The organism is Pseudoduganella buxea (assembly GCF_009720835.1).
Taxonomy (GTDB): domain Bacteria; phylum Pseudomonadota; class Gammaproteobacteria; order Burkholderiales; family Burkholderiaceae_D; genus Rugamonas; species Rugamonas buxea.
Genome location: NZ_WNKZ01000014.1, coordinates 66294 through 82178, shown reverse-complemented (window position 1 = coordinate 82178; position 15885 = coordinate 66294). Strand labels below are relative to the sequence as shown.

General features: G+C 68.5%; 17 protein-coding genes and 1 pseudogene. 15 read left to right on the top strand and 3 right to left on the bottom strand.

All coding sequences use genetic code 11. The annotated features are described in order from the left end of the window. The 6 genes from GM672_RS07685 to GM672_RS07660 form a co-directional block, all read left to right on the top strand. Positions 1-1307, top strand: a 1307-nt coding sequence (locus tag GM672_RS07685; RefSeq protein ID WP_155469936.1) for an NADH-ubiquinone oxidoreductase-F iron-sulfur binding region domain-containing protein, incomplete at its 5' end; no start/stop codon positions are given. Then, positions 1304-4102 (top strand): formate dehydrogenase subunit alpha, encoded by a 2799-nt coding sequence (gene fdhF, locus GM672_RS07680; RefSeq protein ID WP_155469935.1) that lies wholly within the window; start codon positions 1304-1306, stop codon positions 4100-4102. The genes GM672_RS07685 and fdhF, both read left to right, overlap by 4 nt. Positions 4103-4131: 29 nt before the next feature. Next, complete coding sequence (locus GM672_RS07675; protein ID WP_371867042.1) at positions 4132-4971, top strand: formate dehydrogenase accessory sulfurtransferase FdhD; 840 nt, start codon at positions 4132-4134, stop codon at positions 4969-4971. Further along, positions 4971-5678: an ABC transporter permease gene (locus GM672_RS07670; protein WP_155469934.1), complete on the top strand. Its 708-nt coding sequence runs from the start codon at positions 4971-4973 to the stop codon at positions 5676-5678. The genes GM672_RS07675 and GM672_RS07670 overlap by 1 nt, the downstream gene beginning before the upstream one ends. Beyond that, positions 5675-6328, top strand: coding sequence for an energy-coupling factor ABC transporter ATP-binding protein (locus GM672_RS07665; RefSeq protein WP_155469933.1), 654 nt, complete (start codon positions 5675-5677; stop codon positions 6326-6328). The genes GM672_RS07670 and GM672_RS07665 overlap by 4 nt, the downstream gene beginning before the upstream one ends. 26 nt (positions 6329-6354) lie before the next feature. Beyond that, a complete protein-coding gene (locus GM672_RS07660; RefSeq protein ID WP_155469932.1) occupies positions 6355-7161 on the top strand; it encodes an ABC transporter substrate-binding protein in 807 nt (268 codons plus the stop codon). A 22-nt stretch (positions 7162-7183) separates the two neighbouring features. On the opposite strand, the gene GM672_RS07655 is transcribed toward GM672_RS07660, so the two are convergent. Then, complete coding sequence (locus GM672_RS07655; RefSeq protein ID WP_170299970.1) at positions 7184-7519, bottom strand: FlxA-like family protein; 336 nt, start codon at positions 7517-7519, stop codon at positions 7184-7186. Positions 7520-7832: 313 nt separating this feature from the next. On the opposite strand from GM672_RS07655, the gene GM672_RS07650 reads away from it, so the two are divergent. From GM672_RS07650 to GM672_RS07620, 7 genes are all read left to right on the top strand, one after another. After that, positions 7833-8390 carry a phasin family protein gene (locus tag GM672_RS07650; RefSeq protein ID WP_229427668.1) on the top strand — a complete coding sequence of 186 codons (558 nt, stop codon included), beginning with the start codon at positions 7833-7835 and terminating at the stop codon, positions 8388-8390. Between the two features lie 416 nt (positions 8391-8806). Further along, the gene (locus GM672_RS07645; RefSeq protein ID WP_155469929.1) at positions 8807-9052 is read left to right on the top strand and encodes a hypothetical protein; all 246 of its coding nucleotides are present in this window, start codon (positions 8807-8809) and stop codon (positions 9050-9052) included. Beyond that, positions 9049-9504 carry a thioredoxin TrxC gene (gene trxC, locus GM672_RS07640; protein WP_155469928.1) on the top strand — a complete coding sequence of 152 codons (456 nt, stop codon included), beginning with the start codon at positions 9049-9051 and terminating at the stop codon, positions 9502-9504. Before GM672_RS07645 ends, trxC begins: the two co-directional genes overlap by 4 nt. Positions 9505-9551: 47 nt before the next feature. Next, complete coding sequence (locus tag GM672_RS07635; protein ID WP_155469927.1) at positions 9552-9944, top strand: VOC family protein; 393 nt, start codon at positions 9552-9554, stop codon at positions 9942-9944. A gap of 98 nt (positions 9945-10042) precedes the next feature. After that, entirely contained in the window at positions 10043-11353 is a 1311-nt protein-coding gene (locus GM672_RS07630) for an MFS transporter (protein WP_155469926.1), read from the top strand. Beyond that, a complete protein-coding gene (locus GM672_RS07625) occupies positions 11350-11979 on the top strand; it encodes a helix-turn-helix transcriptional regulator (protein ID WP_155469925.1) in 630 nt (209 codons plus the stop codon). The genes GM672_RS07630 and GM672_RS07625 overlap by 4 nt, the downstream gene beginning before the upstream one ends. 75 nt (positions 11980-12054) lie before the next feature. Further along, complete coding sequence (locus GM672_RS07620; RefSeq protein ID WP_155469924.1) at positions 12055-12315, top strand: hypothetical protein; 261 nt, start codon at positions 12055-12057, stop codon at positions 12313-12315. 11 nt (positions 12316-12326) lie between these two features. Here GM672_RS07620 and GM672_RS07615 read toward each other — a convergent pair whose 3' ends face one another. Then, positions 12327-13514, bottom strand: a complete 1188-nt coding sequence (locus GM672_RS07615; RefSeq protein WP_155469923.1) for a multidrug effflux MFS transporter — start codon at positions 13512-13514, stop codon at positions 12327-12329. 212 nt (positions 13515-13726) lie between these two features. Here GM672_RS07615 and epsC point away from each other — a divergent pair, with 212 nt between their 5' ends. Then, complete coding sequence (gene epsC, locus GM672_RS07610; RefSeq protein ID WP_155469922.1) at positions 13727-14659, top strand: serine O-acetyltransferase EpsC; 933 nt, start codon at positions 13727-13729, stop codon at positions 14657-14659. 22 nt (positions 14660-14681) lie between these two features. Here the strand turns inward: epsC and GM672_RS29715 are convergent, their stop codons facing one another. Next, positions 14682-15179, bottom strand: coding sequence for an ATP-binding cassette domain-containing protein (locus tag GM672_RS29715; RefSeq protein ID WP_155469921.1), 498 nt, complete (start codon positions 15177-15179; stop codon positions 14682-14684). Positions 15180-15338: 159 nt separating this feature from the next. On the opposite strand from GM672_RS29715, the pseudogene GM672_RS28275 reads away from it, so the two are divergent. Further along, a pseudogene (locus GM672_RS28275) lies at positions 15339-15687 on the top strand (ATP-binding cassette domain-containing protein); the annotation flags it as partial. Positions 15688-15885: the final 198 nt, after the last annotated feature.

Below are 15885 nucleotides of genomic sequence, written 5' to 3'. Positions count from 1 at the left end.
TGCTGGGCGCGGGCGTGCGCGTCCAGCAGGTGCCGTGCATCGGCCGCTGCGAGCAGGCCCCGGCCGTGCTGGCCGGGCAGAGGGCGGTGCCTGCCGCCACCGCCGATACGGTCGTTGCCGCCGTCCATGGCACGGTAGCCGAAGCACCCACCCACGTCGGCTACGAAGAGTATGTCGCCGGCGGCGGCTATGCGCTGCTGCGCGACTGTGCCGACGGCATCCGTTCGGCCGATTCGCTGATCGAGGCGCTGGAGCATTCGGGCCTGCGCGGCCTGGGCGGCGCCGGCTTCCCGGCCGGGCGCAAGTGGCGCATCGTGAAGGCCGAGGCGGGCCCGCGCCTGATGGCAGTGAACATCGACGAAGGCGAGCCGGGCACGTTCAAGGACCGCGTCTACCTGGAGCGCGACCCGCACCGCTTCCTCGAAGGCATGCTGCTGGCCGCATGGGCCGTCGGCATCGACGACATCTACATCTACCTGCGCGACGAATACCACGACTGCCGCGCCATGCTGGCCGCCGAACTGGCCCGCCTGAAGGCCGCGCCGCCGGTGCCCGGGCTGCCCGCGATCCATTTGCGGCGTGGCGCCGGCGCCTATATCTGCGGCGAGGAATCGGCCATGATCGAGTCGATCGAAGGCAAGCGGGGCATGCCGCGCCTGCGTCCGCCCTACGTGGCGCAGGTGGGCCTGTTCGGCCGGCCCACCCTGCAGCACAACTTCGAAACCCTGTACTGGGTGCGCGACATCGTCGAGCGGGGGCCGGACTGGTTCGGCGGCCAGGGGCGCAACGGCCGCAAGGGCCTGCGCTCGTTCTCCGTGTCCGGCCGCGTGCGCGAGCCCGGCGTCAAGCTGGCGCCGGCCGGCATCACGGTGCGCCAGCTGATCGCCGAGTACTGCGGCGGCATGGCCGACGGCCACAGCCTGTATGCCTACCTGCCCGGCGGCGCTTCCGGCGGCATCCTGCCGGCCGCGCTGGGCGACGTGCCGCTCGACTTCGACACCCTGCAAGCGCACGGCGCCTTCATCGGCTCGGCCGCCGTCATCGTGCTGTCGCAGCACGACAGCGCTGCCGCGGCGGCCCGCAACATGATGGCCTTCTTCCGCAACGAATCCTGCGGCCAGTGCACGCCATGCCGGGTCGGCACGGCCAAGGCGGTCGGCCTGATCGAAGCAGCCCAATGGGACAAGGCCCTGCTGGGCGAGCTGTCGCAGGTGATGCGCGATGCGTCGATCTGCGGGCTGGGGCATGCCGCGCCGAACCCGGTCGACTGCGTGATCCGCTATTTTCCCCATGAGGTGGGCGCATGAGCACCCTGACCCGTTTTCAGCTGAACGGCTGCGATGTCCAGGCCCATCCCGACGAAACCTTGCTGGACGTGGCGCGCCGCGAAGGCATCGAGGTGCCGCACCTGTGCTGGAAGGACGGCCTGGCCGCCGCCGGCAATTGCCGCGCCTGTGTCGTGGAAGTGGAGGGCGAGCGCGTGCTGGCGCCGTCGTGCTGCCGCCTGCCCTCGGCCGGCATGAAGGTGGATACGGCCAGCCCGCGCGCCGTGGCGGCGCAGAAGATGGTGCTGGAGCTGCTGCAGTCGGACATGCCGGAGACGGCCTACACGCGCCATAACGAAGTGGACCTGTGGGCCGGCAAGCTCGGTGTCGGCAAGCCCCGCTTCGCCGCCCGCGCGCAGCCGCGCCAGGACAACAGCCACGCGGCCATCGCCGTCAACCTGGACGCCTGCATCCAGTGCACGCGCTGCCTGCGCGCCTGCCGCGACGAGCAGGCCAACGACGTCATCGGCCTGGCCCTGCGGGGCGACGGCGCCAGGATCGTTTTCGACATGGACGACGCACTGGGCGCCTCGACCTGCGTGGCCTGCGGCGAATGCGTGCAGGCCTGCCCGACCGGGGCGCTGGCACCGGCGCGGGGCGCGGCCATGGCGGTGCCGGACAAGCAGGTGGCCTCCGTATGCCCGTATTGCGGCGTCGGCTGCCAGCTGACCTACAATGTGCGCGACAACAAGATCCTGTATGTCGAAGGGCGCGACGGCCCGGCCAACCACGGCCGCCTGTGCGTCAAGGGCCGCTACGGCTTCGATTACGCCCACCACCCGCAGCGCCTGACCCGGCCCCTGGTCCGCCGCGAAGGCGTGGCCAAATCGGCCACGGCGCCGATGGACCCGGCGCGGGTGCTTGAAGTGTTCCGCGAAGCGAGCTGGGAAGAGGCGCTGGCGCTGGCCGGCGGCGGCCTGGCGCGCATCCGGGACGCGCATGGACCGAAGTCGCTGGCCGGCTTCGGCTCGGCCAAGGGCAGCAACGAGGAAGCCTACCTGTTCCAGAAGCTCGTACGCACGGGCTTCGGCAGCAATAACGTCGACCATTGCACCCGGCTGTGCCACGCCTCGTCGGTGGCGGCCCTGCTGGAAGGCATCGGCTCGGGCGCCGTGTCGAACCCCGTGATGGACGTGCTGCAGGCCGAGGTGGTGATCGTCATCGGCGCCAACCCCACCGTCAACCACCCGGTAGCGGCCACGTGGATCAAGAACGCGGTGAAGGGGGGAACGAAGCTGGTCGTGTGCGACCCGCGCCGCTCCGAACTGTCGCGTCATGCACACCGCACCCTGCAGTTCAAGGCCGATACCGACGTCGCGCTGCTCAACGCCATGATGCACGTGATCGTCGCCGAAGGCCTGGCCGACCGCGACTTCATCGCCAGCCGCACCAGCGGCTACGAGGCGCTGGCGGAAAATGTCGCCGCCTACAGCCCGGAAGCGATGGCGCCCCTGTGCGGCATCGACGCGGACACCATCCGCGAGGTGGCGCGGCTGTATGCCACGTCGAAGGCTTCGATGATCCTGTGGGGCATGGGCATCTCGCAGCACGTGCACGGCACGGACAATGCCCGCTGCCTGATCGCCCTGGCGCTGCTGACGGGGCAGATCGGCCGCCCCGGCACGGGCCTGCATCCGCTGCGGGGCCAGAACAATGTGCAGGGCGCGTCGGACGCGGGCCTGATCCCGATGATGTTCCCCGATTACCAGCGCGTGACGGAACCCGGCGTGCGCGAGCGCTTCGCCCAGGCCTGGAACGTGCCCGTGGCGGCGCTGGACGACCGCCCCGGCCTGACAGTGGTGGAAGTGATGGAGGCGATCCTGGCCGGCGGCGTGAAGGGCATGTACATCATGGGCGAGAACCCGGCCATGTCCGACCCCGACGCCAACCATGCGCGCGAAGCCCTGGCGGCGCTGGACCTGCTGGTGGTGCAGGATATCTTCCTGACCGAGACGGCGTATCTTGCCGACGTGATCCTGCCGGCCGGCGCCTTCCCGGAAAAGACCGGCACCTTCACCAACACGGACCGCCTCGTGCAGCTGGGCCGGCAGGCCATCGACCCGCCCGGCGAGGCCAGGCAGGATCTGTGGATCGTCCAGCAGATCGCCCGCCGCATGGGCCTGGACTGGGATTACGGCCACGTGTCCGAAGTGTTCGACGAGATGCGCCGCCTGATGCCCAGCATGGCCGGCATCACGTGGGCGCGGCTCGAACGCGAAGGTGCCGTCGTGCACCCGTGCCCGGAGGAGGGCCACCCCGGCACGCCGGTCGTCTTCACGGACGATTTCCCCAGCGAGGACGGGCTCGCCCGCTTCGTCCCGGCCGATATCATTCCCGCCGACGAGCGGCCCGATGCCGACTATCCGATGGTGCTGATCACGGGCCGCCAGCTGGAACACTGGCACACGGGCAGCATGACGCGCCGCGCCACCGTGCTCGATGCGATCGAGCCGGACCCCGTGGCGCTGGTGCATCCGCTCGACCTGGCCGCGCTGGGCGTGGCGCCGGGCGGCGTCATCACGCTCGCTTCGCGGCGCGGCGAAGTGGCGCTGTACGCGCGGGCCGACGACAGCTCGCCGCCGGGCGCCGTGTTCGTGCCGTTCTGCTATTACGAGGCGGCCATCAACAAGCTGACCAACGCGGCGCTGGACCCGTTCGGCAAGATCCCCGAATTCAAGTACTGCGCCATCCGCATCACGCCCGGCGGTGCCGTGGCGCCCCAGGGCAGCTTCGGCGGCGGCCAGATGCTGGCCCGGCTGGCCGAGCCGGTCGCATGAGCGGCGCGGACCTTGTACAGTCGCCCGGCTTGCCGCGCGCCTTGCTGATGTCGGCGGCACGGCTGCCGCTGACGGCACCGGTGACGGCGCTGGACGAGCAGGAGCGCGTGAAGGCGCTCGATATTCCCGCCGAACGGCCGCTGACGGTGCGGCTGGACGGGATCGAGCTGATCACCCTGATGACCCTGGGCGCGGCACCGGAGGCGCTGGTGCTGGGCTACCTGCGCAACCAGCGCTTGCTGCCATTGGACGATATCGTGTCGGTGCAGGTGGCGTGGCAGGAAGACGGTGAGGCCGGCACGGCCGACGTGGCAACGCGCGCCGGTGTCGACGACCTGGCCGGCCGCACGGCGCGGCGCACCGTGACGACCGGCTGCGGCCAGGGTTCCGTGTTCGGCGCCGTGATGGACGAAGTCGAGAACATCGTGCTGCCGCTGGACGCGCGGCTGCGCCAGTCGGTGGTCTACCGCATCGTCGAGACCATCCGCACCCAGGCTTCCGTCTATAAGCGGGCCGGGTCCGTGCACGGCTGCGCCCTGTTCGACAGCGCCGGCAATCTGCTGCATTTCGTCGAGGACGTGGGCCGGCACAACGCCGTCGATGCCATCGCCGGCCTGATGTGGCTGGCCGGGGAGGGCGGCGGCGACAAGGTGTTCTATACGACCGGGCGGCTTACCTCCGAGATGGTCATCAAGGGCGCCCAGATGGGCATTCCCTTCCTGCTGTCGCGCTCGGGCACGACGGAGATGGGCCACGCCGTGGCCCTGCAGACGGGCATGACCCTGCTGGCGCGCTGCTCGGGGCCGCACTTCACGGTACTGGCCGCGCCGCAGCGCATCGTGTTCGAGCCTGGCTTGCTGGCGCCCTGATGGCCTTGATGGACGCGGTGCGCGCCGCTTTCTTACTGCTGCTGACGGGCGACCCGGTGTTGTGGCGCATCGTGTGGATTTCCGTCAGCACCAGCATGATGGGGCTCGTCATCGCCACGCCGTTCGCCGTGGGCGCGGGCTATGCCATCGCCATGCACCAGTTCCCCGGGCGGCGCGTCGTCATCTGGCTGGCCCAGGCGGCGCTGTCCCTGCCGACGGTACTGATCGGCCTCCTGCTGTACCTGCTGCTGTCGCGCCATGGGCCGCTGGGCCCCCTGCAATGGCTGTTTTCCCAACCCGGCATCGTCGCCGGCCAGGTCGTCATCGCCCTGCCGGTGCTGCTGGCCTTCACGTTGACGGCCGTGCAGGCTGCCGATCCGCGCGTGGCCGAAACGGCCATCGCCCACGGCGCCTCGCGCTGGCGCGTGATGACGACCCTGCTGTACGAGGTGCGTTTCGGCGTGATGGCGGCCGTCATCAGCGGCTTCGGGCGCGTGATTTCCGAAGTGGGCTGCGCCATGATGGTGGGCGGGAATATCGCCGGCGAGACGCGCACCATCACGACGGCCATCGCGCTGGAGACCAGCAAGGGCGAGTTCGCGCAGGGCATCGCGCTGGGCATCGTGCTGGTGACGATCGCGCTGGCGATGAACGGCGCGCTGATGCTGCTGCAAGGCGACGCCCACGCGGCACGGGGCCGGGCATGACCGCGCTGCTGTCCATCGCACGGGTGCACAAGCGCTACGGCGACAGGGCCCTGTTCGACCTGCGCGACCTGGTGCTCGATGCGGCCAGCGCCTACGTGCTGACGGGCGTGAACGGCGCCGGCAAGAGCACCCTGCTGCGTGTGCTGGCCGGGCTGGCGCAAGCCGATGTCGAAGGGGCCCGATTCGACGGCCGGCCGGTGCTGCTGCATCCGTATCCGAAGGCGCTGCGCGCGGCCGTCGTCTACGTGCACCAGCATCCCGTGATGTTTTCCACCTCGGTCCCGGCCAATATCGCCTACGGCCTGGAAGCGCGCGGCATGGCGCGCCCGCTGGTGCGCGAGCGGGTCGAGGAAGCGATGGCGTGGGCGGGCGTGGCGCACCTGCGCGGGCACGACCCGGCCACCTTGTCCGGCGGCGAGCGCCAGCGGGTGGCACTGGCGCGGGCCCGGGTCCTGCAACCGCGCCTGCTGCTGCTGGACGAACCGACCGCCAACCTCGATGGTGCTGCGCGCGAGCAGGTCATCGCCTTGATTCCCACGCTGATCGAGGAGGGCGCCAGCGTCGTCATGGCCTGCCACGACCGCGACCTGATCAACCTGCCGTCCGTGCGCCGCCTGAAGCTGCGCAATGGCAGCCTGGAGCAACGATGAACGCAATGAAGAACGAAGGAGTATCGATGAAACGCCGTGCCCTGATCCTGCTGCCCGCCTTGGCCGCCCTGGCCTTTTGCGGCGGTGCCCATGCCCAGCAGGTGCTGAAGCTGTCCACCACGACCAGCACGGAAAACTCCGGCCTGCTGGCCTACCTGCTGCCGGCCTTCGAGGCGAAGACGGGAATGAAGGTGCAGGTCATTTCCGTCGGCACCGGCAAGGCATTGGAGCTGGCCAAAAACGGCGACGTCGACGTGACCCTGGTGCACGCCCGCGCCGCCGAGGACAAGTTCGTCGCCGAAGGCTGGGGCGTGGACCGGCGCGACGTCATGTACAACGACTTCATCGTCGTGGGCCCCGTCGCCGATCCCGCCGGCATCAAGGGCGGCAAGGACGTGCTGGCCGCGTTCGGCAAGCTGGCCGCCGGCCAGGCCAGGTTCATTTCGCGGGGCGACAACTCCGGCACCGACATCATGGAAAAGGCCTACTGGAAGCAGGCCGGCACGCAGCCGGCCGGCACGCGCTACGTGTCGGCCGGGCTGGGCATGGGCGAAGTGCTGACGATGGCCGCCGAGCTGCAGGCCTACACCCTGACGGACCGCGCCACCTACGGCGTCTACCAGGCCAAGACAGGCCTGGCCGTGATGGTGCAGGGCGATCCGAGGATGTTCAACCCCTACGGCATCATCGCCGTCAACCCGGCCAGGCACCCCGGCATCAACTACCGGGGTGCCAAACAGCTGATCGAGTGGATCACGTCGAACGACGCGCAGGCCCGGATCGCCGCCTTCAAGCCGGCCGGCCAGCAGCTGTTCTTCCCGTCGGCGCGCTGACCGGGGTTGCCGGCCGGGCGGCTTACGCGTAGGTATCGACGACGCTGCCCACGTTCGACGTATTGCTGCGTTGGACACCCTGGCCGCCCGCGCCGGATGACTGCCGGGCCTGCTGGTGGGCCTGGGCTGCGGCGGCCTGTTCCGCCGCCTTGCCCGTTGCTTCCGCCTGCAACTGGGCGATTTGCTGCTGCAGGGCCTGGATCGCCAGCTGGATCTGGCCGGCTTCCTCCCGCCCCGTCTCGCTCGTATCCTTCTGCGCCGCGGTCAGTTCCTTCTGCTTTGCCACCAGCTGCTTTTGCAGGCTGGCGATCTTCGCGCTGGTGCCGGACGCGGCGTTGCTGCTGCCTTGCACGGCCACGCTGGATCCTGAAATTGCCGCCACCATACTTTTCCTTTCAGCCATATTCGATAGGAATTTATCGGCGCGCTGCAGAGTTTTCTGAACGGCGGCACCTGTAAAGGTGGGTAAAGATGCCAACCAAAAACTGTGAAAAAAGGCAAGCCTGAATTCGTGATGCACGTTTGATCAGGATCATGCCCGGTGTGGTCAGGGACACGTAGCCTTGTCACTCCACGCGGCGACCCCGTCGCGGGGCCATTCCAAAACTATTTCATTCGAGGCAACTATGTTCCCTTTCTCGCAAAGCATCACGCCTGCAGCGAAGAACCACGTGCAAGCGCAAATCGCCTTCTTCAATGATCTGTCCCGTTCCCTGTTCCAGACCGCGCAGCAAGTCAACGAGCTGACCCTGCAAGTGGCGCAAAGCATGCTGGAAGACGGCGCGCAAACGAGCCAGGCCGTCATCACCGCGGACAAGCCGACCGAAGTCTTCAGCGTCACCGCCTCCCGGGCCCAGCCGACTGCCGAGAAGCTGCGCGCCTACCAGCAGCAGCTGTCGCGCATCGCCGCCGAAAGCCAGACCAAGCTGGTCAAGGTGGCCGGCGAGCATGCCGAGGAAACGGCCCGCGCCGCCCGCGAGCTGACCGACGAGGTCACCCGCGTGACGTCGGAGGAAACGGAGAAAACCATGCGCCGGCAGCAGGACACGATGCGCCAGCTGGCCAACCCGCTGGACAGCATGATGGATTCGGCCCAGCGCCAGGCTCGCGCCGCCATGGGCAACGGCCATGACGCCGCCGATCACGTGGCACAGGCCGCTGCCCACACGGCCCAAGCTGCCCAGGCGGCAAGCCGCCAGCCGGGCCGCCGCGAAGGGCAGACGTCCTGACCCGATAGCCGGAAAGGCGGCATGGCGCCGGCCGCGGCGCCATGTAACGGGGGCGGGCATTTGGCCCGTCCCTGGCAGGCGGTGCGGGATGTGGGTCCGGTTCAGTGGCCGGGCGCATCCTGGCGCTGCACATTGCCATCCATCGCTTCCCTTGTTCCCAGTCCTTCCTCGCGCTGCCATGGAGCGTCCCATCGGTTAAGCTCGCTGGACACCTTCTCGCTTCATTCTTTCTTCACGTCCGAGCCTTGGTTCCGCTCATCACTCCCGCTGCGATTCCCCGGCGGCCCATCGTGGCGCCTGCACCGCCATGCGGTTTTTCCTTGCCCGGGTTTGCCGCCGCAGGCGAGCGCTAGGCTGGCGCCGCCAAATCGTCCCCGGCGCTACACTCGTCTTCCGGATGAGTAGAGGAGCAGGGCATGGATTGGATCGAGCTATTGCAATGGCCCGCGATGGCCGCATCGTTGCTGGCGGCGTGGCTGGTTGGCTCGCGCAGCGCGAAACGGCGGCTGATGGGCTTCTTCGTATTTTTAGGCAGCAATGTCTTGTGGGTGATCTGGGGCTGGCACGATGACGCCTGGGCCCTGATCGTATTAAACTGCTGCCTTGCCGCCACCAATGTGCGCGGCATCCTGAAAAACGAGAAGGGACCCGATACCGCATGAGCACGAATGAATCCCACGGCGCACTGCACATCGTTTGCCCCCACTGCGACGCCGTCAATCGCGTCCCGGGCGAACGCCTGCTTGATGCCCCTACCTGTGGCAAATGCCAGCTGGCGCTGTTCACGGGCAAGCCGGCCGACCTGGCCAGTGCCCGCTTCCTGAAGCATATCGAACGCAGCGACATTCCCGTGCTGGTTGACTTCTGGGCCCCCTGGTGCGGCCCCTGCCGCACGATGGCGCCGTTCTACGAGCAGGCCACGCGCCAGCTGGAGCCGCGCCTGCGCGTCGTGAAGGTCGATACGGAGGCGAACCAGGATATCGGCGCACGCTTCGCCATCCGCAGCATTCCCACCCTGGCCTTGTTCCGCAACGGCCGCGAAGTGGCGCGCCAGCCCGGCGCGATGGATGCCGGCAATATACTCGCCTGGGTGCAGCGCAACCTGGGCACCTGACCCGACCGGCGCCGAAGCGCCGGCGATCCACAATACAAGGAGACACAATGTTCAATCACATCATGGTCGGCACGAACGATATCGAACGGTCGAAACGCTTCTACGACGCCGTTCTCGGCCTGCTCGGCGCCGGCCAGCCGGTGCGCAACGCGTCGCCGTCCGGCCACACGCGCCTGTTCTACCGGCACGACGGCAACAGCTTCTGCGTGAGCGAACCCATCAACGGTGAAGCAGCCTGTCCCGCCAACGGCGGCACCATCGGCTTCAAATGCAATTCGCCGGAACAGGTCGTCCAGTTCCACGACGTGGCCGTGGCCAACGGCGGCACCTCCATCGAGGAGCCGCCCGGCCCCCGCGACAGCAGCATGGGTACCCTGCACCTGTCCTATGTACGCGATCCGGACGGTAACAAGCTGTGCGGGATTTATCGGCCGAAATAATCTGACCGACACCAGGCCGCCAGACGCAGCGACGATCGGCTGGATAATATGTAATCAAAACAGTTTACTTATCAGTGCTTGCGCCGTATAGTTGGCGCATGAACAAGTCACCCCAACATACGCTCCTGATCGCGGCGGCCTGCCTGCTGGCGCTGCTATCCACCGTCGGCACGTCGCTGCCGTATCCGATCCTGCCGCCGCTGTTCGCGTCCGGCGTGGAAAATGGCCTGAACGGTTTCCTCGGGCTGCCGCCGAAGCTCCTGTTCGGCATTGCACTGACCGTCAATCCCGTCGGCCTGCTGATCGGCGCCACCCTGCTGGGGCCCGTGTCGGACCGCTATGGCCGCCGGCCCGTGCTGCTGGCCACCGCCTTCGGCGCCGCCGCCGGCCATGCCGTGACGGCGCTGGCCCTGGTGGCGGAATCGTATCCGTTGTTTATCGTCGCCCGCTTCGCCACGGGACTGATGGAGGGGAATGGCGCCGTGGCGCGGGCCCTGCTGGCGGAAAAACTGGCGGGCCCGGAGCGGGTCAAGGCCCTGTCCTGGCTGAACGGTGCCTTCCACCTGGGCTGGCTGGCCGGCCCGCTGCTGGCCGGGCTGACGGTGGGCTTCGGTCTTGCCGTGCCCTTCCTGGTGGCCATCGGTGCGCTGGTGCTGGCGGGCCTGCTCGTGATGGCCGCCGTGCCGCGCCAGCCCTCCGGCGGCGCGGCCACGTCGCTGCTGCAGGTGGCGCGCGACAACCATGTGCTGCACCTGCTGCGCCATCCGGAACTGCGCACCTTGTTCATCATCCAGCTGGCCTGCTGTTCCGGCGTGACGGCCTTCTACGACTTCTTTCCCCTGTGGCTGGTGGAGGTGGGCGGCTTCGGCACGCAGCGCATCGCCATCGTCAATACGCTGCTGTGCGGCGTGATGACGGCGGCCGCCATCGCCGCCGGTCGCGTCGGTGGCGGCGATCCGCTGCGCCGGGCCGGCTGGTTCGCCTGTGCCATCGGCGCGGCCGTGGCCTGCGTGGCCGGCGGCGGCCTGTGGCTGGGCATCGGGGCGATCGTCCTGTTCGGCATCCCGAATGCGTTCTACAATGCGGCCGTGCAGCCGTGGGCGGCCGAGCGCTTCGCCGCGCACGGCCAGGGCGCCGTGATGGGCATGCTGTCCACCACCTTCTGCCTGGCCAGCATCGCCACGGCGCTGGCGGGCTCGGTACTGGTACTGGTCGATACCCGCCTCGTGCTTGCCGCGGGTGCGGCCCTGTCGCTGTGGGCAGGCTGGCGCCTGCACCGCTGGCGCGCCCAGCTGGCACATGCCGACCGGGCCGTGTCGAGGAACGAAATATCTAACGCAACAACGACCGCAACAACTACGCCGACAATGATCGCAACGATGAGCGCAACCGACCGCACCACCCCATGAATACCGCCGACCAGATCCTGTTCCTGCTCAAGACCCGCGGCCCGAAAACGGCCCAGCAACTGGCCGATATCCTCGATTTGACGTCGATGGGCACGCGCCGCCACCTCGAGGCTGCCCAGGAAAAAGGCTTGGTAGCCTACGACGACGTGGCCGAAAAAGTAGGGCGGCCGTCGCGCCGCTGGCTGCTGACGGACGCGGGCCATGCGCGCTTCCCGGACCGCCACGCCGACCTGACTGTGCAGCTGATCGACCAGGTGCGCCAGCTGTTCGGCGAAGCCGGCATGGAAAAGCTGATCGTCTCGCGCGAGGCGGCCAGCGAGACCTTCTACCGCGACACCGTCGGCGTGGGCAGCCCGTTGCCGGAACGGGTCGAGGCGCTGGCCCGCGCACGCGAGCTGGAAGGCTATATGGCCGAGGTGGAGACGGCGCCGGACGGCGCCTTGCTGCTGGTCGAGAACCATTGCCCCATCTGCGCGGCGGCGCGGGCCTGCCAGAATTTCTGCCGCTCCGAGCTGGAAGTGTTCCAGCGCGTGCTGGGACCGGACTGCAGCGTGCAGCGCACGGAGCACCAGCTGTCCGGGTCGCGCCGCTGCGCCTACCGCATCGTGCCGATCGTGGCTGCGTGACGGCCGCGCCGGCGCGGCTGGCGACATGAATCCCGCCGCTCGTGTAGAGTAGTCAAAAACACAAGGGAGGTTAACATGGCATTGGAAGAAGAAGTGCGCCGCAAGTTCGTGGCCGACGTGTGGCACCGTTTCGAGGAACTGCAGAACTGGGCCATCGCCAACTGGCCCGACAGCGAACATCCGCTGACGACCTCCGACTTCGTCGAAGGCCGCAAGGAGATCCTGGGCCTGGGCCTGCCGGCCGCGCAAAAGCTCAAGCAGGAACCGCAGCCGGCACCGGAGCCGGAAGACGGCGGCCCCCAGTATGTCGACGTCACGCCGGCACCCTGGCCCTGATCAGTTCTCGATCAGCCCCGATGCAGGGCCGGCTCGCCGGCCCGCGCCATCACCCAGGCCAGCAGGCTCACTGCGAGGCAGCCCAGCACGCCGCACGCGAGCTTGAAGGCGCTGTCGAACAGCAGGGGCGCCACCAGCCCCGACACGAGCGCGAACAAGGTCATCTGGATAAACGACTGCATCGACGCGGCCAGCCCGCTGTGCTGGGGGAAGTGGTTCAGCGCGATCAGCGACAGCGGCGGCATTGCCAGCGCCAGCGCCAGCGAATAGAAGAACAGCGGCAGCACGGCCCACGGCACGGTGGCCGTGAACCACCACGTGTAGGCCACGTTGACCAGCGCGGCCAGGGCCATGCCGCCATACGCCACCCAGATCAGCGTCGATTGCGCGTAGCGGTGCGCCACCTTGCCCGACACGGCCGACCCCACCACCATGCCGGCCACCAGCGGAATGAAGAGCCAGGCGAACGATGTCTCCGGCAGCTGCAGGATATGCATGACGAAGTAGGCGGCCGAGCCGATGTACAGCGCGAAGCCGCCGAAGGCAACGCCCAGCGCGACCGACAGCAGCAGGAACTGGCGGTGGCGCAGCACCATCAGGTAGTTGCCCGCGATGGTGCGGAAATGGAAGGGATGGCGGTCCTTCGGCGCCAGGCTCTCCGGCAGCCAGCGCCACACGGCGACCAGCATGACGACGCCGAACAGGGCCAGGAACCAGAAAATCGAGCGCCAGCCGTACGACACCTGCAGCCAGCCGCCCAGGATCGGCGCCAATGCGGGCGCCAGGCCGAACACCATCATGATATGGCCGAGGATCTTCTGCGCGTCGGCACCGGAGAAACGGTCCTGCACGATGGCGCGGCCGACGACGGAGCCGGCCCCCGAGGCCAGGCCCTGCAGCACCCGGCAGGCCAGCAGCAGGCCGAGCGAGCCGGCCAGCGCGCCGCCGATGCAGGCGGCGACATACAGCACGAGCGACCACAGGATGATGGGCCGGCGCCCGAAGGTATCGGACAGGGTGCCGTAGAACAGCATCATGAAGGCGAAGCAGAACAGGAACAGCGACAGGGTCTGCTGCACGGCCAGCGGGGTAGCGCCGAACTCGCGGCCGATGGCGGGGAATGAAGGCAGGTAGGTGTCGATCGCCAGCGGGCCGACCATCGACAGGCCGGCCAGCAGGAGGGTCAGCAGAAAATTCATGGACGCAGTATTATTATTGAACGCTTATTGTTTGATGCTCTGATTTGGCCGCGTATTTTACGCCAGTATGGCAGGCCCTGCCGCGCGGGGCCGGCCTGCCAACGCGCGGCGCATATCGATATGCGCAGAACGACTGACGCCGGACCCGATATTTCTTTAGAATGCTCCCCTTGTGCCCGCACTCCCGGCACCGAGCTTTTTCGATCACGACCATGACAATCGACACTTTCGACGGCACCGGCGTCAAGCCGGCCCACTGGGACCTGGATGAGGTGGTGTCGGCGCTGCGCGTCTCGCGCGAGGCGACCCACAATATCCGCCACCAGCGCCGCATCCGCGAGCTGCCTTCGCGCGAGGCGCTGTCCACCATCGTCAACGGCCTGGCCGCCGTGCTCTTCCCCACGCATTACGGCCGCCCGAACCTGACCGACGAGAGCATCGACTACTTCGTCGGCGACACCTTGAACACGACCTTGAACCGCCTGACCGAGCAGGTGCGGCGCGGCCTGCAGTTCGCCGATGGCGTCGAGGGCCAGGACGAAGCCCTGACCCGGCAGGCGCACGAGATCACGCGCGCCTACGCGGCCAGCCTGCCTGAAATCCGTGCGCTGATCGTGTCGGACGTGCAGGCCGCCTATGCGGGCGACCCGGCCGCCACGTCGATCGCTGAAATCATGCTGTGCTATCCCGGCACCATCGCCATCCTGCATTACCGGCTGGCGCATCGGCTGCACAAGCTGGGCTGCCCCTTCATCGCCCGCATGATCTGCGACATCAGCCATTCGCTGACGGGGGTCGACATCCATCCGGCCGCGACGATCGGCGCCAGCTTCTTCATCGATCACGGCACCGGCGTCGTCATCGGCGAGACGGCCATCCTGGGCGAGCGCGTGCGCCTGTATCAGCACGTCACGCTGGGCGCGAAACGCTTCCCGGCCGATGCCTCCGGCATGCTGATCAAGGGCACGCCGCGCCACCCGATCGTCGAGGACGACGTCGTCATCTACGCCGGCGCCACGATCCTGGGCCGCATCACCATCGGCGCCGGCTCCACCATCGGCGGCAATGTCTGGCTGACCCACAGCGTGCCGGCCAACAGCAATGTGTCGCAGGCGCAGATGCGCAGCGGCAGCGGCTGCGACTGAGACCGGGCCCGAGACCGGGCTGTCACTGGACCGGCACGGCCACCGGCCGGTCCAGCAGGTGCGCCTTCAGTGCGCCCAGCGCCGGGGCGGCCCGCCGGCGCATGCCGGCCGGGTGGGGCACGCGGTAATCGCGGCAGGCCGCACCGGGCTCGCTGCCCAGCAGGATCACCCGGTCGCCCAGGAACAGCGCTTTGTCCAGGTCGTGCGTCACCATCAGTACCGTCAGCCGGTGCCGGCGCGCGATGCGCAGCAGCAGGTCCTGCAGCCGCACGCGCGTCAGTGCATCCACGGCTGAAAACGGTTCGTCCAGCAGCAGAACGCGCGGCTGCGTCACGAGGCCCCGTGCGATGGCCACGCGCTGCGCCTGCCCGCCGGACAACTGGCGCGGCAGGTAGTCGCCCATTCCCCCCAGACCCACTTCCGCCAGCAGGGCGGCCGTTTCCGCGCCGGCTGTGCCAGGCCGCCCGAAGACCACGTTGCCCGGGACCCGTCCGCCACGGAAACAGGCGCGGCGTTGCATGCGTATTCCTGTGTTGTTGTTTTACGTTGAGGTGAAGATTCAAGCCACCGACTGCGAGCGCGCCGCGTCGATGCGTACCACAGTGCTGGACAACATGGCGCTTGGCCTGGAGGGCGGCGTCGGCGCGGCGGCCCAGGCGCTGGCGGCGGTGGGGCCTAACGGGCCGGGGCCTGGCCGGCCGAACTGTCCGGCGGCCAGCGCCAGCGCGTGGCGTTGGCGCGCGCCCTCGTGCACGAGCCTTCGCTGCTGCTGCTGGACGAGCCCCTGGGCGCGCTGGACGCGCTGACCCGCATCGAAATGCAGCAGCTGGTCGGGTCGCTGTGGCGGGCACGCGGCTTCACGGCCGTTCTCGTCACCCACGGTGGCGCTGGCCGACCGCGTGCTGCTGATCGAGGAAGTGCGCATCACGCTGGACGTGACGGTCGACCTGCCGCGTCCCAGCGCCCGCGGCTCGGGCGAATTCGCCGCCATCGAGAGCCGCCTGCTGGCGCGGCTGCTGCACGCCTGAACGGCTGCGGGCCCGCTGTCATCAGCGGCCAAGCGACGCCTGCCGAACCCCGGCCAAACGCCGGCCTAACCCAGGCCAAGACTCACACCGGGTGCCGGGTCGGACCCGAACAGGGCCGACCCCGTCCCCTGCCCAGGGGGCGTCCGGCAATCCCTTCTGGCAGATGTGCCGACGCCCGCCCGGGCGCTACCATAGCGC